Annotated in this window: 16 protein-coding genes; 5 read left to right on the top strand and 11 right to left on the bottom strand. The window is 49.3% G+C overall.

The annotated features are described in order from the left end of the window. Nucleotides 1-62: 62 nt before the first annotated feature. Nucleotides 63-314: a YuzB family protein gene (locus tag BN3279_RS16455; RefSeq protein WP_187377808.1), complete on the bottom strand. Its 252-nt coding sequence runs from the start codon at nt 312-314 to the stop codon at nt 63-65. Between the two features lie 192 nt (nt 315-506). Here BN3279_RS16455 and BN3279_RS16450 point away from each other — a divergent pair, with 192 nt between their 5' ends. Further along, entirely contained in the window at nt 507-1,124 is a 618-nt protein-coding gene (locus BN3279_RS16450; protein WP_059054483.1) for a superoxide dismutase, read from the top strand. Between the two features lie 53 nt (nt 1,125-1,177). Here the strand turns inward: BN3279_RS16450 and BN3279_RS16445 are convergent, their stop codons facing one another. Then, on the bottom strand, nt 1,178-2,176 hold the full coding sequence (locus BN3279_RS16445; protein WP_232436876.1) for a LacI family DNA-binding transcriptional regulator: 999 nt from the start codon (nt 2,174-2,176) through the stop codon (nt 1,178-1,180). Nucleotides 2,177-2,313: 137 nt separating this feature from the next. Here BN3279_RS16445 and BN3279_RS16440 point away from each other — a divergent pair, with 137 nt between their 5' ends. Both BN3279_RS16440 and manA read left to right on the top strand, forming a co-directional pair. Next, entirely contained in the window at nt 2,314-3,231 is a 918-nt protein-coding gene (locus BN3279_RS16440; RefSeq protein WP_059052250.1) for an ROK family protein, read from the top strand. A 39-nt stretch (nt 3,232-3,270) separates the two neighbouring features. Beyond that, nucleotides 3,271-4,215 carry a mannose-6-phosphate isomerase, class I gene (gene manA / locus BN3279_RS16435; RefSeq protein WP_059052249.1) on the top strand — a complete coding sequence of 315 codons (945 nt, stop codon included), beginning with the start codon at nt 3,271-3,273 and terminating at the stop codon, nt 4,213-4,215. Nucleotides 4,216-4,264: 49 nt separating this feature from the next. Here the strand turns inward: manA and BN3279_RS16430 are convergent, their stop codons facing one another. The 8 genes from BN3279_RS16430 to BN3279_RS16395 all read right to left on the bottom strand — a co-directional run bounded on the left by BN3279_RS16430 (nt 4,265) and on the right by BN3279_RS16395 (nt 15,626). Next, nucleotides 4,265-4,483 (bottom strand): DUF3006 domain-containing protein, encoded by a 219-nt coding sequence (locus BN3279_RS16430; protein ID WP_059052248.1) that lies wholly within the window; start codon nt 4,481-4,483, stop codon nt 4,265-4,267. Further along, nucleotides 4,480-7,638, bottom strand: coding sequence for an alpha-mannosidase (locus tag BN3279_RS16425; RefSeq protein ID WP_059052247.1), 3,159 nt, complete (start codon nt 7,636-7,638; stop codon nt 4,480-4,482). The genes BN3279_RS16430 and BN3279_RS16425 overlap by 4 nt, the downstream gene beginning before the upstream one ends. Before the next feature lie 57 nt (nt 7,639-7,695). Beyond that, nucleotides 7,696-8,607: a carbohydrate ABC transporter permease gene (locus BN3279_RS16420; RefSeq protein ID WP_059052246.1), complete on the bottom strand. Its 912-nt coding sequence runs from the start codon at nt 8,605-8,607 to the stop codon at nt 7,696-7,698. A gap of 29 nt (nt 8,608-8,636) precedes the next feature. After that, nucleotides 8,637-9,575, bottom strand: coding sequence for an ABC transporter permease (locus tag BN3279_RS16415; protein WP_059052245.1), 939 nt, complete (start codon nt 9,573-9,575; stop codon nt 8,637-8,639). A 96-nt stretch (nt 9,576-9,671) separates the two neighbouring features. After that, nucleotides 9,672-11,159 (bottom strand): ABC transporter substrate-binding protein, encoded by a 1,488-nt coding sequence (locus BN3279_RS16410; RefSeq protein WP_059052244.1) that lies wholly within the window; start codon nt 11,157-11,159, stop codon nt 9,672-9,674. Nucleotides 11,160-11,371: 212 nt separating this feature from the next. Further along, a complete protein-coding gene (locus tag BN3279_RS16405) occupies nt 11,372-12,916 on the bottom strand; it encodes a response regulator transcription factor (protein ID WP_059052243.1) in 1,545 nt (514 codons plus the stop codon). Further along, nucleotides 12,917-14,716: a sensor histidine kinase gene (locus tag BN3279_RS16400; RefSeq protein WP_059052242.1), complete on the bottom strand. Its 1,800-nt coding sequence runs from the start codon at nt 14,714-14,716 to the stop codon at nt 12,917-12,919. Between the two features lie 37 nt (nt 14,717-14,753). After that, nucleotides 14,754-15,626 carry a helix-turn-helix domain-containing protein gene (locus tag BN3279_RS16395; protein ID WP_059052241.1) on the bottom strand — a complete coding sequence of 291 codons (873 nt, stop codon included), beginning with the start codon at nt 15,624-15,626 and terminating at the stop codon, nt 14,754-14,756. 136 nt (nt 15,627-15,762) lie between these two features. On the opposite strand from BN3279_RS16395, the gene BN3279_RS16390 reads away from it, so the two are divergent. After that, entirely contained in the window at nt 15,763-16,770 is a 1,008-nt protein-coding gene (locus BN3279_RS16390) for a Gfo/Idh/MocA family protein (RefSeq protein ID WP_059052240.1), read from the top strand. Beyond that, nucleotides 16,767-17,759, top strand: a complete 993-nt coding sequence (locus BN3279_RS16385) for a Gfo/Idh/MocA family protein (RefSeq protein ID WP_059052239.1) — start codon at nt 16,767-16,769, stop codon at nt 17,757-17,759. Before BN3279_RS16390 ends, BN3279_RS16385 begins: the two co-directional genes overlap by 4 nt. Nucleotides 17,760-17,897: 138 nt before the next feature. Here the strand turns inward: BN3279_RS16385 and BN3279_RS16380 are convergent, their stop codons facing one another. After that, nucleotides 17,898-18,848, bottom strand: coding sequence for a ComEC/Rec2 family competence protein (locus tag BN3279_RS16380; RefSeq protein ID WP_059052238.1), 951 nt, complete (start codon nt 18,846-18,848; stop codon nt 17,898-17,900). Nucleotides 18,849-19,001 lie beyond the last annotated feature (153 nt).

Here is a 19,001-nt window from a genome sequence, read left to right as displayed (position 1 = left end):
CCTCTCCTCTCTATATATAAATGATGATAAAGGCAGCCCCAAGGCTGCCTTTATCTTGTATTCTACATCTCATAGATGCTTAATTCAGCTTCAATCGCTTGCTTGACCAGGCCCAGGCAATCCTCTGTTGTCTTGGCGACAACCCGCTTGCCATTCACCAGTGCGTACGGCTTTAATTTGCATAAACCACACAAGCTAAGGCATTCTGCACGCATAACGGCAATCTCAGGATACTCTTGCTCCAGTTGCTCCAAGTCAAGTGCGCTCATCAGGTTGCTATCGCATACTTCCACGATGACAATCCCCATTCCCATGCCACATTCACCCCAACTATATTGCCTTCATTTGAACATTCATTATGAGGAAGCCTCGTCACTTTGTCAATGTTCACATCGCTTTAACATACTTAACATACATTTATGTTGACTAAGTTTAGGCAACCCTTTATAATAGGGATTGTCGGAATTACTATTACATATTACAAATAAGGAAGGATTGATTTGAACATGGCACATCAATTACCTGCATTACCTTACCCTAACAACGCTCTTGAACCTCATATCGATGAAACAACGATGATGATTCACCATGATCGTCACCATAATACCTACGTAACCAACCTGAATGCTGCTCTGGAGTCCGCTCCGGAATTGCAATCCAAATCTGTAGAAGAACTGATTGCTGACCTGGACAGCGTACCAGAAAGCATCCGTACAGCAGTTCGCAACAACGGCGGCGGTCACGCGAACCACTCCCTCTTCTGGGAAACGATCGGCCCTAACGCCGGCGGCCAACCATCTGGTAAACTGGCTGATGCAATCAGCAGCGAATTGGGTGGCTTCGATAAGTTCAAGGAAGATTTCACCAAAGCAGCGACTACTCGCTTCGGCAGTGGCTGGGCATTCCTGGCTGTAGACGGAAACGGCAAATTGTCCGTATCCAGCTTGCCGAACCAAGACTCCCCGATTATGGAAGGCAAAACACCAATTCTGGGTCTTGATGTTTGGGAGCATGCTTACTACCTGAAATATCAAAACAAACGCCCTGACTACATTGGTGCCTTCTTCAACGTCATTAACTGGTCTGAAGTTGAGAAACGTTACGAAGCTGCACTGAACAAATAAGAAATAGAGCAATCCCCCTGAATGCCGAATGTCGGTTTTCAGGGGGATTATTTTTATTTAGGTTGTACAGACCCACGAACTACTAATGTCGGCTGCACCTGCCAATGCAGTGCTTCTCTAACACGGCTAAGATCAGATAATAGCAGCGCCATCGCGGCGTCACACATCCGCTCCTTCTCCACTCGCATCGTCGTCATGTTCAAACCTTCATCACTGAAATAATGAAGATCATCAAATCCGGCGATTGAAATATCCTCCGGTACACGCAGGCCTCTCTCCTTAAGCAGTCCGGCAAGCAAATAACCCATCCGATCATTTGCACAGAAGAAAGCGGAAGGCCATTCTTGAATATGGTCCAGAAAAGCAGCAATCTCCCTCGATGTATAGTCATACCCGTGCGAAGTCGTCAAGCAGAACTCCGGGCGAAGGGGAAATCCAGCCTTGAGCATCGCCTGCTCATAGCCAAACCAACGTTCCTCATGACTTGTTGATAAGTTGGTGGGACCAATAAAGCCAATTTCCCGGTGCCCCCTCTCAATGAGATAAGCTACCGCTTCCGCAGCACCATCCAGATTGGCCGAGGTGACAGCCGGGCAAGGTAAATCCCGGTGATAGGAGTCCATCATGACCAATGGCGTATTCAGCTCCCAAATCAATCGAGCATAATTCCTGTTCGTAATGCCAAATAATATAACGCCACGATACGGAATATCGACAAATTGGCCGGGTAAAGTCAAAGACGCTTCCATTTCCTGATCAAGTGGAGTAATAACGGCGTTGCAGCCCTGCTTTCTCGCGCTTTTCTCCAGTCCCCAAATCATATCATGAAAAAATTGAAAGTGATCGTTGTCCTGGTAGCTCATAATTCGCTCCGGTACTACAACCAATAGATTGGCATTCCCGCCGGTCTTGGGTGCGTAGGGACCATAGCCCATCTCCCGGGCAGCTTGCTGCACCAGATTGCGGACTTCCTCACTGACTCCCTTCTTTCCCATGAGGGCCAATGACACGGCATTTTTAGAGATTTGCAGCTTGTCCGCGATATTTTGCATCGATACTTTCTTTTTCCGGCCCATTCTTTTCAATCCTTCCGAAACATGCTAAACTTAGCCTAAATATACTTTACAAATTTTATTTTTGTCAAGTTTGTCAAGCTTCAGGTTTGGACCTTTTATAGGAGGAATGTATTTTGAAATTTGCATTGGGTATTGACATTGGCGGGACGAAGACAGCCATCGGGCTGATTAGCGATACCGGCCAGGTTCAGGCCAAGCTATCTCTGCCTACAGATCAAGCGGTATCGCCAGAAGTCATGGTCGACCGGATCGCGGAGGCGGTCTTTGGCATGCTTGGCGAGCAAAACGTCAAAGAGACCGAGTTGCTGGGCATTGGTGTGGGCGCACCGGGACCGCTTAATACGAAGGAAGGAAAGATCGCTGAGCCACCTAACTTGCCAAGCTGGTGGGACTTCCCCGTTGTCTCTTCCTTAGAACGCCATTTTACCGTGCCGATTAAATTGGAGAATGACGCTACAGCCGCAGCCTTGGCGGAGAAATGGCTGGGTGCCGCGCAAGACGCCGAGCATTTCGTCTTCATCACAATCAGTACTGGGATTGGAGCCGGAATTTATTCTCATGGTCGCTTGATTACTGGTGCTACCGGCAATGCCGGAGATGTTGGACACTTTGTCGTCGACCCTTCTGCTGAAGGAACCTGCGTGTGTGGGCAACAGGGCTGCTGGGAATATGTAGCTTCCGGAACAGCGATCGCCAGACAAGCCTCGGCTTTGCTGGGACGGGAAGTATCCTCCAAGCAAGCCTTCGATTTGGCCGCAGCAGGCGATGCCCCCATGAACGAGTTGGTACAACGTGCCTTTAAGAACATCGGGATTGGCTGTGTCACGTTGATCAATACACTTGATCCGGAGAAGCTGATCATTGGCGGAGGTGTCTCCCAAGTAGGCGCCCCACTGTTCGATGCCGTCCGCAATTATGTATCCCAATATGCGCTGAACCCATCCGGTCGGAAGACTCCTATCGTTCCTGCGGCCCTTCAGCAGGATGCCGGTCTCATTGGTGCAGCCGCTCTAATTCACATTAACTATTAACCAATAACTAACCCACTCAGAGAAGGAGCTTGATCCAACATGAACGAACCGATTTTTTTACAGCCAATTTTTCAAGAGCGCATTTGGGGAGGAACTAAGCTGAAGGATTTGTTCGGCTATGACATTCCTAACGACCATACCGGCGAATGCTGGGCGATCTCCGCTCATCCCAATGGACAAAGCACCGTGAAGAACGGCCCGTTCCAAGGCATGAAGCTCGGCGACCTGTGGACCTCTCAGCCCGAACTGTTCCGTTCCGAATCCAAGGTATTTCCCCTGCTGACCAAGCTGCTCGATGCATCGGATGACCTGTCCGTCCAAGTCCACCCGGATGATGAATATGCAGGCAAATACGAGAACGGCGAATTAGGCAAAACCGAGTGCTGGTACATTGTTGATGCCGAGCCAGGCGCTGTAATTATTTATGGCCATGGAGCGCAAACGAAGGAAGAGCTTGTGCAAATGATCGAGAATGGCGACTGGGAACGCTTCTTGACTAAAGTTCCTGTTAAGCCAGGCGACTTCTTCTATGTTCCTAGCGGCACGCTTCATGCTTTGGGCAAAGGTATCGTCGTGCTGGAAACCCAGCAAAGCTCGGATACCACCTACCGCGTATACGATTATGACCGCCGCGACAAGGACGGGAATACTCGCGAGTTGCACCTGGAGAAGGCGATCGACGTCACCGGTGTCCCTCAAGTGTATGAGCCGGTTCGCTTCAAAACGGTTCAGCAAGATGGCCTTACGGTAACCTCCTTCGTCTCCAACTCCTTCTTCACTGTAGAGAAGTGGAACGTAGCCGGAGAAGCCAAGCCTGCTGTTAACGAGAAATATACGATATTCAGCGTTCTCGCTGGCAAGGGCTCGCTGGAAGTAAACGATCAAAGCTACGAATTGAGCAAGGGGGATCACTTCATCCTTCCGGTGGGCTTTGGACCATATAGTCTCAAGGGCGAACTGGAATTCATCATGGCACACGAATAAATGAAACAAAACGGACGGGACCTCACTGTTGAGGTCCCGTCCGTTCTCTTCATTCGTCTTCTTCCCACACCGCATCCATCAGCTTGCGAATATGCTCGGTCCGCTGACGCGTGGCTTCTGCATCGGCTACCCATTTAGAGCCGTTCCACTCCACTACATCCCCGACCTTGACCCCGGCATCTACCTGATCCCGCGGGATGTTGCGAGTCTTCCCGTCTACCTCCAGGATACACTTATCGCCTTCAAACCCCTCGATAATGTGGCTCATTGACTGTCCTCTCCTTTGTAAAGCAGCTTCACCGTCTTAATCTCGTAAGGATGGAAGTCCAGACAAATGTCACCTCCATCCATGAGCACTTCTTCCAATGTGTCTTCCACTAGGTTAACGATCACGGCCTTGTCCACGGGCTGTTTCCAGTGCAGACAGATTTGCTCGCGTGCGCCTGAGGATTCATAGAACCTTAATACAATTCCCGTTCCATCTTCCGCTACCTTCATTGTATCCAAAATGACATGCTCGCTGTGCAACTCCAGGAACGAACCTGAACTAGGCAGGACGCCCCCCTGAATCTCGGCTTGCTCTACCACCACGGGCTGATTCAGATCAGCCGCAGCACGTACGACGTGGGCTTCTCTCCAATTCCCTTGATGCGGATAAAGTGAATAAGTAAACTGATGATGCCCCAAATCCGCCTGCTTGTCTGGCCATTTGGGCGCACGCAGCAAGGAAAGTCTCAGCACGCCTTCTTTAATATCATAACCGTATTTACAGTCATTCAGTAGACTAACTCCGTACCCACCCTCGGACAAATCTGCCCAACGATGGCCACACACCTCAAACTGCGCCTGATCCCAGCTAGTATTATTGGTAGTGGAGCGCTCCAAGGCACCAAACGGGATTTCATACGTCGCCTTCGTCGTCACTAGATCTACCGGGAAGGCTACCTTCCATAGTTTATGAGCTTCCTGCCAATCTACGGTTGTCTTAAAGTCCACTCTACCTGTGCTGCGATGAAAAATCATATCCTGTTCAATTGACGAACGGCTCCAGGTCCAGCGTAAACGCAACACATCCCTGACGCTACCACGTTCCACAACCTTGAAGGATTCCAGCTTGGCAGCTCCGGCAGACTGCTTCGCATACCGATTATCTACATCCCATGCATCCCACTCGACAGGTCTGTCATGGAAAAATTGCAATTCATTCGCCACCATTCCGGCCTTCAGCAGTTCACGGTTTGCTCCCTTGTCCAGCCAGCGGGTAATTTCCCCACGGTCATTGAACTCCAGAATATAATCATCCGTCTCCCAGCATTCTAGTGGCTCAATACCTGCTAATTCTCCGGAAAGATGACTTGAATTCGAGGCAGAACTCTCCTCTCGCAGCCATACCGTCGTATAACCAAAGGCCGGAACTACAGGAATCTCCACCAGCAAGCTGTTCCCTGTCTCCTCTTCCACAAGCTGCGACAGCAGGTGTCTTCTCTGTTCGTCAACTACAACTCCCTCTACTGCTCCGCTGAGTGGTAGCTTGACTACGGCAGATCGTGCCCATCCCAAGCTGTTGAATACCACATAGGGAATTCCCTCTCCTTCAGTATTCATTTTCGAGCGCAGATTGTCCAGTCCACGGGTTAACATGGAATGCCCAATTTGAGATACGGCTCCATACTCCTGTAGAGAAGTGTTATATACTTCGGGAATGGACGAGCCTGGAATAATATCATGAAATTGATTTAATAAAATCAGCTTCCAGCCTTCCTCCAAATCCTGCAATTCGTCCTGTTTAAGCACAAGCTGACCATCCCAGCAGGCAGATAGGCTGCTCCACACTTCCGCCTCCCGATATAACAACTCCATCTTCCGGTTCAGCCTTTTATTTCTGGCCTGGGTCGTATACGTTCCACGATGATATTCCAAATACAAATCACCATACCATTTTGGGAAAAGCTCTGCCGAGTCGTCAAGCCCACGGAAATAAGCCTCAGCCGTAGAGAATTTGCTGGCTGGAAGTCCAGGCAGACTGGCTGAGCGCGCTACGTATTCAATCATTTCCCGGTTGGCCCCGCCGCCGCCATCACCATGTCCATAGAGCAGCATCTCCTCGTTATGGACCGTCTTTTGCCGGAAGAAATCCCAATGCTCCTTGATCTCCTTCGGGCGAGTATCTTCACCTAAGCCATGGTTGAGGTAGGACAGAATGGACGTGCCGTCTATGCCCACCCAATGGAACAAATCGTAAGGGAACGGATTGGTGTCGCTCCAGTTCAGCTTACTGGTCATAAAGTATTCCACGCCAGACAGCTTCAAGATTTGCGGCAAGGAAGCGCAGTAACCAAAGGTGTCGGGAAGCCATTCGATAAAGGAACGTTTGCCAAACTCCTCCAGATAGAATTTTTGTCCGTATAGGTTCTGCCGTACCAGGGACTCTCCGCTCGGGATGTTCAAATCCGGCTCAACCCACATGCCGCCTACCAATTCCCATCGTCCGCTAGCTACCTGTTCCTTCACCCGCTTATAAAGCTCAGGATCATGTTCTTTGACATAAGCATATAATTGGGGTTGGCTCTGGGCATAGCTGAATTCCGGGAATTCTTCTATCAAGCTTAGCGCCGTCGAAAATGTACGACTGCCCTTCCGCACGGTCTCCCTTACAGGCCATAGCCAGGCCAGGTCAATATGGGACTGAGCGACCATATGCATAACGCCAGCCTTCTCGCCCGTCGAATCTTCTCGAAGTACCGCAAGCAGCATGTTCTCTAGCCGCCGAAGCTCTTCCTCCCCTGGAAGCTTGGCTTGGTCCTCATCTGCCTGTCCTGTCAAGTGAGAGAAGGCATCATGGACTACATACAGGGCTTGCATTAGCCGATGCTTCTCCAAGCTTTGCTCCGCCAGCAAGGCCGCTGCTCCTGAGGTTACGGTCAACGTATATAGCAAACCACGAAGCGGACGGTTGACTTGAACCAATCTGATGCTAATGTCCGCCATCGGTTGTCTTCGCGGGTAGAATTGCTGATTTAGCGGCTCCTCCGGATTAGGCTCCGGGTCCATCAGCTCTATTTCCAGTTCAGGAGTATTACCAACCTTAAGCGGATTAAGCGGCACAAAGCTATGATTGCTATCCACCCCGTGGTAGGAACAGCCATTGATTCGCAGTAGTCCCTCCCCGCCCGATTCCATCACGAGTCCCACGTCCTCTGCGGGCCACTCCAACGGAATATCTATATTTTTTTGCAGCAAATAGGTAGTTCCCGAGGTCCCATCCAGCCGATCTCCTGCCTGTTCTATCTCAGCTTGCTCTATCCAATCATATTGTCCGGGCTGGATATAGCGTCCTCGCTTTAGCTTCCAGCCGGTCAGAGCTATCGTATCTGTCCACTGTAACTCGCTCAAATGGCGCATCAATCGTTCTATTCTGTTCATCATTACTCTCCATTCCCGGTGCTATAGTTCTCTAGTTCAACGTGCTGCATAACATCACTATTCTTTCAATGAACCTACGGTAAGCCCCTGAACGAAAAAGCGCTGGAAAAACGGATAAGCCAAGACGATAGGACCTGTCGCCAGTACCACCATAGCCATCCGTGATGTCTCTTGAGGCAGGCTGGCCGCTACGCTTCCCAAACCGTTGGTATTGGCATTTTGCAAAATAAAGGCCATGCTGCTCTCAATGCGCATGAGCATCGATTGCAGGGGAACCAGATTCGGATTGTCGATGTACAGAAGGGCATTAAACCAGTCATTCCAATAACCCAGCGTACAGAACAAACCAATGGTGGCGAGACCCGGCAAGGAGAGCGGAAGCACAATTTTACGGAAAATTTGAAACTCGGTTGCCCCGTCAATCTTCGCCGATTCGATAATGCCATCGGGCAATCCCTTGAAGAAGGTCCGCATAATCATAATGTAGAAGGCATTCATCGCCATCGGTAGAATAAGCGCCCATATCGTGTCCTTGAGATGCAGCACCTGTGTGACCACAATAAACGTAGGTACAAGTCCGCCGTTGAACAGCATCGTAAATAAAGCCAAAAATGAGAAAAAACTGCGATATTTGAAGCTGGATCGAGAAATTCCGTAAGCATATAGCGCAATGACCAGCACACTGATTAACGTCCCTACCACAGTCACCGTGATGGTCACCACATAGGATTGCAGAAGCTGGGAGCCATTTTGGAATAAATACTCGTAGGCATAGGTGCTCCACTTCTCAGGAATGAGTCGATAGCCATGCAGGGCCAAGCTCTTCTCATCCGTAAAGGAGAGAATCACGACAAAGGCAAAGGGAAACAGGCAAATCAAAGCAAACAGAGCAGCAACCACGTTAAACACTATATTCATTAAGGGCGAGAGACTATGAATATCCCGGTATTTTCTAGTCTTGATCGACATCTAGCATCCTCCTCTTCCTGTAGCCGTTGCTAGAACAGCGCGTTATCCTTATCTAGTTTGCGAACGGTATAGTTGGAAGCCATGACTAGAATAAAACCAACGATGGATTGATATAACCCCGCCGCCGTGGCCATTCCCATTTCACCGGTAGTTTTTAAACCACGAAATACATAGGTATCGATAACATTAGTCACCGGATATAGAGCACCTGAGTTGCGCGGAACATTATAGAACAAACCGAAATCGGCATAAAAAATTCTGCCCACCGCCAGCAAGGTCATAATAATGACTAACGGCTTGAGCAGGGGGAGTGTTATACTGCGAATCTGCTTCCACTTGCTAGCCCCATCCATCATCGCCGCTTCATATAATGAACGATCAAATCCTGTGATGGCCGCCAAATAGACGACACTGCTATAACCAATACTCTTCCACAGATTTGTCAAGATCAGAATGAAGGGCCAATATTCGGGGGTGGTGTACCAAGAGATCCCTTCCATACCGAAGCGCTCCAATATACTGTTGAGCAGACCCTTGTCCATATTCAAGAAGCTGTATACAAAGAAGCCAACAATGACGAACGACATAAAGTGCGGGAGAAACATACCTGTTTGATACAGCTTGGACAAGCGTTTGTTGACGATTTCGGACAACAGGATCGCCATGGCTACCGCCGCTATGGTGCCTAGCACGATAAATGCAATATTGTATAACAGCGTATTGCGAGTGATGATATAGGCATCATTGGTACCGAACAGGAAGGTGAAATTTCTGAGTCCCACCCATTCACTGCTGAAGAAGCTGGATAAGAAGCCTTCTCCGTTATACCGGTACTGCTTGAAGGACAGCAGTGTCCCTCCCATCGGCAAATAGGAGAATAGAATAAACCCTAACGCTCCCGGTAACACCATAAGCAGAATAGGCAGGTTTTTATGAAAATCCTTGAATATTTGGAGTATTGCTTGCATGTTCTATCCTCCCATCCAGGTTATCTTCCGTCTTGAAGGAGCAAACCAGACTGGGAGGTTCCCAGTCTGGCCCACTGCTTACTACGACCTGGTTATTTATTTCTGAGTAGCCCGCCATTCGTCTAGTTGCTTCTGAGCTTCTGCAATAATCGTATCCAGGCCAGCGGCCTTGAACTGTTCAATAGCCATTGGCAGGTACTTATCCGGGTCCACGGACCCTGTCATGAGGGGAGCCCAGAACTGATCCTTGGCATTATTCAAGGCAGCCAGTTCTGTCAATACATTAGAACCGTCGAAATTAAAGCCCAGAAGTGGTGCCGGTACTCCTTCATCATTAAATTTGCGGAAGCCTTCCCATTTATCGCTTGGATCGTCTTCCGATAAATAATTCAGCATGACATTACCTATGGCGAACGTAGGCATGTCGTAGTCTCTCGACTTATCCAGGTTCTTCGCTACGTTCTCGCTAACCTTCTCATAGTGGACACCCTCGATTCCGGAGTCTACCAGATTGCGCAGATATACATCGGTATTCAGCAAGTTGAGGAATTTCATCGCTTCTTCCGGATGTTTCGAGTTTGCCGAGATGGCTTGCAGCGAACCCATGACTGACCAGTTGTAGATCATGGAATCCGTCGCCGGTGTAGATACTACCGGATAGCCAAGTGAAGCGGACCACAGATTGTCTGCGAACGGCTGAGTGGTCGGACGATCCACAAACCAGTTCCCCGTCGTCGTCAAATCTGAATTGTTCGTTGTGGTAGCTACCTCGGAAGCAATATAACCTGCTTGATAGAACTTACGCATCGTAGTCAAGGCTTCCTTCAGTTCTGGCGTCTCCAGAATGTTGATGACCTTGAAGTCTTCCGTGTCCAGCTTGACGGCCATCGGCAGATTTTGAATGATATAGTCATAAGGTAGATTAGGAACATAATTCCGGTCGATCATGAACGGAACCACGCTCGGCTCGTTTTCTTTGATCACTTTCATGAGGGGTTCCAGACTTTCCAGGCTTCTCACGCCGGCAATATCCAGATTGTATTTATCAAGCCATTGCTTGTTAAAGCGCCATACATCCTGTGCGGGAAGCTCCTTATTAGCGGGAATACCATAATTCTTCCCGTCAACCTTTGAACCCTCAAGGAATGCTGGGTCAAGTGTTTCCTTGATGCCTTGACCGTGTTTGTCCAGCAGGTCATTCAACTCCATGAACGCACCCTTTCTGGCATTTTGCACATAGTCAAAGCCCCAGGAGGCCGTGAACAAGATATCCATAGGCTCGCCAGATTGTGTCAGGACTTGCATCTTCTGCGTGTAATCGCCGAAGTCAATCTGCTTCATTTTCACAGTGACGCCTATCTTCTCCGCCGTATATTTGCTTACTTCCTCCATCACCAAATCCGTATCCTTCTGAGGCGTACCAATGTTGTACCAAATCAATTCCACCGCTTTTTGATTCCCGGCATCAGGGCTACTACCACTCTCTGCCCCTTGCTCTTTGTTGGTCCCGCCGCAGGCAGATAGTATCGCTGTACAAGCCAGTACCAGCACGAGAAGCAGAGACAATCTTGATTTTTTGTTCATCTGTTGAAGCCTCCCTTTTGTATGAAACCGCTTTATGATTACGTTTTCAGGTTATCAAATCTTTCTCTGTAACAGTAGCAGACAAACCTAAGATCACTTAAACAAACTTAAGAAAGACTTGAACAAATGTTACTTATGACCCTATTTTCATAAAAAAAGAACGCTGTGAGCACCTTCCGGCAGCAGCGTCCTAGCTTATCCATATTGTTCACTCATACGAGGGATTTATATTCCATGGGAGATACCCCGACATACTTTCGGAACTGCCTGTTAAAGTAGGCGGCTTCCCAGTAACCAACCTGACGAGCCACCTCATTGACCTTCAGACTTGTTTCACGCAGCATTCTCTTGGCCTGCTCAATACGGTAGCGATTCATATAACCGGCAAAGCTCTCTCCTGTCTCTTTACGGAACAGTTGGCCCAAATAGACGGGATGAATATTGAAGCGGTCACCCAATTGCAACAGTGTCCAATTCTCGGTATAGGTCTCCTTCACCAGCTTCAGCACCTGCTGAATGACGGGACTACTGCCCGTCGTTTGTAGCAAATCAATGGACAACTGGGCGATCTCAGCAAGAATTTCCATCAGCTCTGCCCATTCTGAGGTGATATGGAGGCTCTCCACGTACTCTGAAAATCTCTCCTCTAATGCAGCATCCGTAGACTTGACCTCTTCTGCCGCCAGCTTCAGCCGGAATGCAACCTCGGCAGCGACCCGCCATAGATGTCTTGGGCTCATGCCCTCTTGCTCCCGCAGATTAGCAAAGTCCTCCTGAATTGCCGCCTTCAATCCCTCAGCATTACGGGCATGAAGCAGTTGCGTGTATTGCTCCCAGCGGATACTACCCTCCCAGCGAATCAGCTCTTTGGACAGGTTAAGCGTCTCATAAGAAATGATCTGCTTCTTCGGATACAGCAGGAAATATGCCAGTGCTTGCTTCGCCTCATCATAGCTCAGACCACCAGAGACCTCAGTAACCTCCGAGATTTCGGACAATTCCACTCGTCCGACACCCATCCGAATAGGTTCTTTGCCCTCAGCGTTTACCCTAGAGGTTCTATCCTCAATCCATCTATGCACATACTCCATAAGTGCCGCCTCTTCGTTAGCTTGAAATACAATAACAACGTCCTCATCCAAATCACGGTAGGCCAGAGGATGGTCATCACCCGCTGAGTTCACCAGTTCAGCAAAGACCTGATCGGCCAGGTCTCCCTTCCTGATTACTACGGCTAGACGATACCGGCGGATAGGGGCAAGCTGGAGCAACTCACGACGTTCCCTCCATTCGGCAGGGGCAATCTGTCTGATCATCCAACGATGGAGTGTATTGTTCTTAATGATGTAGATATCGTTATCATAGAGGTAATCTGGCTTAGATGCTTCCAGCTTGTCCAGCAAAGTAACCAACGTGTGCTTCAGTTCGGAAACATTAACTGGCTTCAGCAAATAATTTTCAATCCCAAGGCTCATTCCCTCCTTAAGATAGTCAAACTCATTATAACCGCTGAGGATAATCACCTTAAGCTGATCATGATGCTGCCGGGCGGCCCGAATCAACTCCAGTCCATTCATCCCGGGCATCGAAATATCCGTAATCAAAATATCTACGTGGGTAGTGGCCAGCATCTCCAAAGCCTTCTTGCCCCCTCTGACCATCCCGGCAATCTCCAGTCCCAAGGCAGACCAATCGATCAAATGGCTTAGACCTTCCAGAATAAACTTCTCATCATCTACTAGAAGAACCTTGTACAACTACACTTCCTCCTCTGCATAAGGCATAGTGATCGTTACGGTCGTCCCTTCTCCAGGTGTGCTAGCTACATCTAGCGTGCAACTGTCCCCATACAAGTAGACCAGTCTTTGATAAACGCTGCGAAGTCCAAAGGAATGGCTTTCGCTTCGTTCCTCTGACAAAGAGTTACGGATGAACGCCAATCTTTCCTCCTCTATTCCCATCCCGTTATCACGGACAACAATATACACACGCTCCTGTTCCAAACGGGAGGTTACTTCAATATGATTCACTTCATCATCATCACGAAGACCGTGCACAATGAAGTTCTCAATCAGAACCTGTAAAGATAGCTTAACCATACCGTGCTGGGCTGTTTGTGGGTCCATGCGAATCTCATAGCTGAAATCCTCCTGATAACGTGACTTGAACAGTTCCAGGTATAGCCGGCAATTCTCCAGTTCTTGCTGAAGGCTCACAAATGTTTCTTCTTCCACCAAATTGCGAAATAAATTTGCCAGATTATAGACCATATCTCCTATCTCGGTAACGCCTAGCGAGACGGCCCTCATCCTGATGACCTCCAGAGTATTGAACAAGAAGTGGGGATTGACCCTGGCCTGGAGTGCGGTCATTTCCGCCCGACTTTGCTCTGTCTCCGCCTTATAGCTGCGGTTGATATGATGTGTAAGCTTGTTGAGCATCTGATTAAAGCTACCCGCGATTAGGCCCAGTTCATCCTTGCGTTGAATGGGAATACGGACACCTAGCTCCCCGGTCTCCACACTACGCATATAGCGAATGATGAGATGCATCTGCTTGGTGTAGTTCATAACAAATACAAAGGGAATCAAAATAATAATGAGTACACAAATCAAACTCAATATGATGATTGTCCGCCGAATATCCGTGAGTCCCTCAATAATCTCCCCTTTGGGAACAACACTAAGGACAATGAAACCGCTGTTATTTTGCACGGCATTCACCCAGGAATTCTTCTCCATCACTGCCGAACCGTTATGCAGCAGGAGTTGTTCCGTATAAGGATAAGGCTCGCCATAATATTGGCCAGATTGATCATAGATCACCTGCCCCTTGGGGGTAAGCACGAGAAGATTGCCCTTGAGCTTGTCCTCATAAGGCGCAATTGCCGAGCTGATCTGATCGGAATTATAATACACGATTAAATGCCCCACCGTCTTGAGATTGTATCCACTCGTAATGGTTGTACGTATGGCATACATCCGCTCCTGATTTCTGCCAATCAGCTTCTCAATCCACAGATTAGGGACAAGGATTCGGGCCGTCTCCTGAATGATAGCTCCAGGTACATAGGATTTCTCTGCATCAACAGGATGCGTCTTCAAGCGCCCATGCCATAAATGATAAAGATGCTTGCTGTCCTCGCCGTACAGGACCATTTCCTGAATCGCCGGGTTCGTCCCCATCTTCCGTTCGAAGAATCCGGTGGCATCCCAATAGGCAATGCCGGACCCGGTGATTTGTTCCATGCGGTAGCTCAAATATTCGCTGTAGGTATGGGTGAGGAAGAAGGTTACATTATCTGCGAGCGCCGTTTGGCTATAAATTTCATTGGTAATCTGCTCGGTGTAGTCAACATTCTTCTGCACATAGTCATTAATACTGTCCAAGGCTCTGCGCTGGATATCCATCTGATTGTCAACTGCCGAATCTGTCATACTCCTGAGGATTCCCTGAGCGAGCACAAGCACCGTAACCATGGCAATCAAGCTGTAAAGCATCACCATCTTCGAAAGTGTCTTATCTTTAAGAAAAGTCTGATACCAGTTATTCAACAAGATGGCTTCCTCCTGTATTCGTCGGTGTTTCGTATTATCAAGCCTGCTTCAACTTCGCTCTGTACTCGTTTGGCGTACAGCCATGCTGCCGCTTGAACAACTTGTAGAAATGCGACGAATTGACAAAGCCCGCTTGCTCCGCCAGGACGGCAACACTCTGGTCGCTGGTGATCAGCATCCGTTCAACGATCCGCAGACGCCGCAAATTAACATAATCAACGAAGGAATCACCCGTTGCCTTCTTGAAAAATTTAGAGAAATAAGTATAGCTCATCCCCGCCAGTCGGCTAGCTTCTTCCATCGAGATGCGGTCTGTCAGATTCAGATCAACGTAATCAATAATACGTTTTAGCGTATCGGCATCGCCCCATTCCGCCGGCTCCAGGATACCGCGTCGGTCGGCACGCAGGAGCAGCAAGAGCAAGTGCTTGATGTGCATGCTGGCAGCAATCTCATAGCCTTTGGATTTCTCCTGCATTTCCTGGCGAATTTCATAGAGAATCCCCGCTACCTTGGCCTTGAATTCAGGGTCCTCTGTAAAAAGATCATTCAATTCATCCAAGGGATGATGGATCTCGGAGAAATGGCGGTAATAGCTCATCATGGCCGGGTCAAAGTAAGGCTCCAGATCAAAATGCAGGACGAAGCATTTCATTTCGCCCGAACCCTTCTTATGTCCATAGTGGAGCTGGGAAGAGCCAACAATCGCCACATCCCCGGGGGCCAGTAGGTAGTTACGCTTCACAGTTCGAATCTCGTGAAGTCCCTGCATCACCATCACAAACTCGATTTCTTTATGATAATGCCAAGCGGAGATTTCCGTGCTTTCTTCTTCACTACAGACGAAATCCAGCGTTTTGATGCAAAGCTGCGGATGCTGGTACAGAATTGGTTCCTGAAAAATATCCATGCCGTATCTCCTTCATGCCAGAGAATAAAATAGCACATAAACATGACTAATCGGGGCCTAGTCTCTTATGAGTCTACATTATATGCTGGTATCAGTTGTTCGTCCATTATAGAAAATGTGTCAGGAGTGAACCGATATGAGGATTGCTATTGCCGGATGCGGCGGCATGGGCCGGGTGCATGCAGGCGAATTCGCCCAGATGCCCGGTGTGGAATTGGTTGGCGTTTGCGATATTGAATATCATTTGGCTGAAGAGTTAGCGGCAAAAACAGGGGCTAGTGCATTTGCTTCGTATGAGGAAATGATGTCCGCAGTAAAGCCTGACGTAGTTAGCTTGGCTTTGCCTAGCTACCTGCACAAGGAATATGCCTGCCGGTCCGCCCGGCTGGGAGTGCATGTCATATGTGAGAAGCCTATAGCGTTAACAGCAGAGGATGCACGGGAGGCCATGGCGGTATGCAAGGAGCATGGTGTGGAGCTATTTCTGGGACACGTCGTACGATTTTTTCCCGAATATGTACAAATCAAGGAAGCCGTGAATGCAGGAACCCTGGGGCAAATGGGCGTCGTCCATCTGAAGCGGGTTGGATCGCATCCGGGAACCGTACGTGAATGGTACAACGATGAAGCGAAGAGTGGTGGTGTCATTGTCGACCTGATGATCCATGATATCGATTTTGCCTTATGGACCTTGGGAGAACCGAAATCCGTATATACGCTTCGCCGCACCTGGGCCGGCTCGGATTATGCTCTCATTACATTGGTGTTCCATAATGGCGCCGTGGCTAACCTGGAAGGCTATTGGGGCGATCCCGGGAGCTTCCGCACCTCCGCCGAATTTGCCGGTAGTGGCGGAATTATCCGTACAGACAGTGAAAAAAGCCGCTCCGTAATCATCCGCAAGTCCGCACAAAACGCTGAAGGCCAACGTTTTGCGGAAATTCCGGAAAGCCCGTCACTGCATTCTCCGTATTATCTGGAACTGGAGCACTTCATCACCTGTCTCCGCGAGCATCGGGAGCCTGCCGTGACACCGGAGGATGCCTGCCGGGCACTAATCGTAGCTAATGCTGCCAGAGAATCCGCCGTCACCGGCCAGGCCGTGCATTTCGGCCATGACTTTGTAAGGGAGGGGCAACAATGAAGAAACAAGTCAAAGTGGGAATGATCAGCTTCGCCCATGGCCATGCTTTCTCCTATCTGGAGGGACTATCCAAGCTTCCTCAGGCGGTAGTAGCCGGGATTGCCCATCCCGTCAGAAGCGAAGTTGAGGAGGCCCTCCAGCAGACAGGTGCCGCTTATTATGCCGACTACCACGACTTATTGCGTACGGATATCGATGCCGTCATTATTTGTTCGGAGAACGTCCATCATGCGCAATTAACGCTGGATGCCGCCCGGGCTGGGAAGCACATCATGTGTGAGAAGCCTTTGGGACTCTCCGTTGCGGAAATGGAGGAAATGATCTCGGTCTGCGCGGAGGCCGGTGTTCAGTTAATGACGGCCTTTCCTTGCCGCTATCTATCCGCAGTAGTCCGCGCCCGAGAAGCTGTGATCAACGGCGAAATTGGCGAGATTGTTGCTATCAAGGGAACGAATCGAGGTACGATGCCGGGTGGCTGGTTCCTTGACCCTGCTCTTTCCGGCGGCGGCGCCTTGCTCGACCATACCGTGCATGTGATGGATTTGATGAACTGGTTGATGCCGAACTCCAAAGTTGCGGAGGTTTATGCCTATGCCAATCGCATCTTCCACGAAGACATTCAAGTCGAGGATGCTGGAATGATGCACGTGAAATTCGATAATGGCGTGTTTGGCGTCATCGATACCAGTTGGTCACGTTCCAAGTCCTTCCCGACTTGGGGAGATGTTACCCTGGAAATTGTGGGCACGGCTGGCACGATCTCCGTAGACAGCATGGCACAGCACAACGAATGGTTCATCGACAAGGATGGAAAAGGCCAATATCATTTCTGGGGCGACTCTATGGATCATCTGCTCGTTAAGAGCTTCATTGAAGCCCTTGCAGAAAATCAGCCTGTACCTATTAATGGCGTGGACGGACTTCGATCCGCTGAAGTAGCCCTGGCTGGCTACCAATCCGTAGCCTCGGGACAACCCGTTAAGCTATAGTGCCTGATATATCAAGAGGAGCAGCCGAGGTCCTGAATGTCATTGGACTAGGCTGCTCCTTTTGATGCATATAGACAGTTAGGTGTTATCATCGGATGGCTTTTGTTCACCACATTTCCTATTGTGGGGGTTCTGGCCCTACTTTTCCGTGGTAATCTGATAATCCCGCCCGTCTGTCGTTATTTCTACTGTGCCCTGGGTATCGTTACGGTAGGTTTGTACATTTTGCTTGTCCAAGCGATTCAGAATCGTCTGCGTAGGATGTCCGTAAGAATTTGGCCCGACCTGAATGACCGCATAGGTAGGCTGAACCAACTGCAAGAACCGCTGCGTCGTTGATGACTTGGAGCCATGGTGGCCCACCAGCATCACATCGGCGTGCAGATTGGCTCCACTTTCTATCATGGCCTGCTCGCTTTCACTGCCTGCATCTCCAGTCAACAGGTAACTGGCGCTCCCGTAATTCAGCTTGACCACGGCGCTCATGTTGTTGCTGTCGTCCGTTGTTGCTACCGGAGCCAGCATCTTGACCCGTACCTGCTCGCCAAATGCCAGGTCAAGCCCGGCCTTGGCTGTCTTGACCTTGAGCCCTTTACGCTGAATGGACTCCAGTAGAGACTGGTAAGTCTTTGTATTCGCCTGTATCCGGGGCATATAAATATCACCAATCTCCAGGTGATCGACGACCTTATCCAAGCCTCCAATATGATCGGCATCCGGATGCGTTCCAATCAGGATATCCAAGCGCTTTACGCCATAACGGGCTAAATAACTGAGCATCAATTCTTCCTTGTCATTGTTCCCACCATCGATGAGCATGGTTTTCCCCTCAGGACTGATAATCAATTGTGAAGCTCCCTGCCCTACATCGAGAAAAATCACGCGAAGTCGCCCTTCTCCATCCACTTGAGTCGTGGCATCTCCCTGAGCAAAATCTCCGATTTCACCTGACAGCCAACCCTTCATGGAATCCCATTCCAGCGATCCGCCGGATAGCCAGCTTCCTATCAGCAATACAACCGCAACCATTACCGTCATGAACCATTTGTTCTGCTGCTTACTCTTCCTTCTCCGTCTCTGTCTCCTCATCGATGCCTTCCTTTTCTCCATGTTGTCATTAGATCAATGGCTTATAGCTCACCACACAGGAACATACGTTCCAATTATATAAGATTACCTGCTTGGGTAGCAACCCTTGTTGGCGAATAGGAAGCAAATTAAAGAGCCTGCCCTTCAAGGAAA

This window comes from Paenibacillus senegalimassiliensis (genome assembly GCF_001486585.1).
GTDB lineage: Bacteria > Bacillota > Bacilli > Paenibacillales > Paenibacillaceae > Fontibacillus > Fontibacillus senegalimassiliensis.
This window is presented reverse-complemented; position numbering and strand designations above follow the sequence as displayed.

Bases quoted from the DNA above. Each gene is read 5' to 3' on its own strand.
- BN3279_RS16455 (WP_187377808.1), bottom strand. From the start codon at position 314: ATGGGAATGGGGATTGTCATCGTGGAAGTATGCGATAGCAACCTGATG.
- BN3279_RS16450 (WP_059054483.1), top strand. From the start codon at position 507: ATGGCACATCAATTACCTGCATTACCTTACCCTAACAACGCTCTTGAA.
- BN3279_RS16445 (WP_232436876.1), bottom strand. From the start codon at position 2,176: ATGCAAAATATCGCGGACAAGCTGCAAATCTCTAAAAATGCCGTGTCA.
- manA (WP_059052249.1), top strand. From the start codon at position 3,271: ATGAACGAACCGATTTTTTTACAGCCAATTTTTCAAGAGCGCATTTGG.
- BN3279_RS16430 (WP_059052248.1), bottom strand. From the start codon at position 4,483: ATGAGCCACATTATCGAGGGGTTTGAAGGCGATAAGTGTATCCTGGAG.
- BN3279_RS16425 (WP_059052247.1), bottom strand. From the start codon at position 7,638: ATGAACAGAATAGAACGATTGATGCGCCATTTGAGCGAGTTACAGTGG.
- BN3279_RS16420 (WP_059052246.1), bottom strand. From the start codon at position 8,607: ATGTCGATCAAGACTAGAAAATACCGGGATATTCATAGTCTCTCGCCC.
- BN3279_RS16415 (WP_059052245.1), bottom strand. From the start codon at position 9,575: ATGCAAGCAATACTCCAAATATTCAAGGATTTTCATAAAAACCTGCCT.
- BN3279_RS16410 (WP_059052244.1), bottom strand. From the start codon at position 11,159: ATGAACAAAAAATCAAGATTGTCTCTGCTTCTCGTGCTGGTACTGGCT.
- BN3279_RS16395 (WP_059052241.1), bottom strand. From the start codon at position 15,626: ATGGATATTTTTCAGGAACCAATTCTGTACCAGCATCCGCAGCTTTGC.
- BN3279_RS16390 (WP_059052240.1), top strand. From the start codon at position 15,763: ATGAGGATTGCTATTGCCGGATGCGGCGGCATGGGCCGGGTGCATGCA.
- BN3279_RS16385 (WP_059052239.1), top strand. From the start codon at position 16,767: ATGAAGAAACAAGTCAAAGTGGGAATGATCAGCTTCGCCCATGGCCAT.
- BN3279_RS16380 (WP_059052238.1), bottom strand. From the start codon at position 18,848: ATGAGGAGACAGAGACGGAGAAGGAAGAGTAAGCAGCAGAACAAATGG.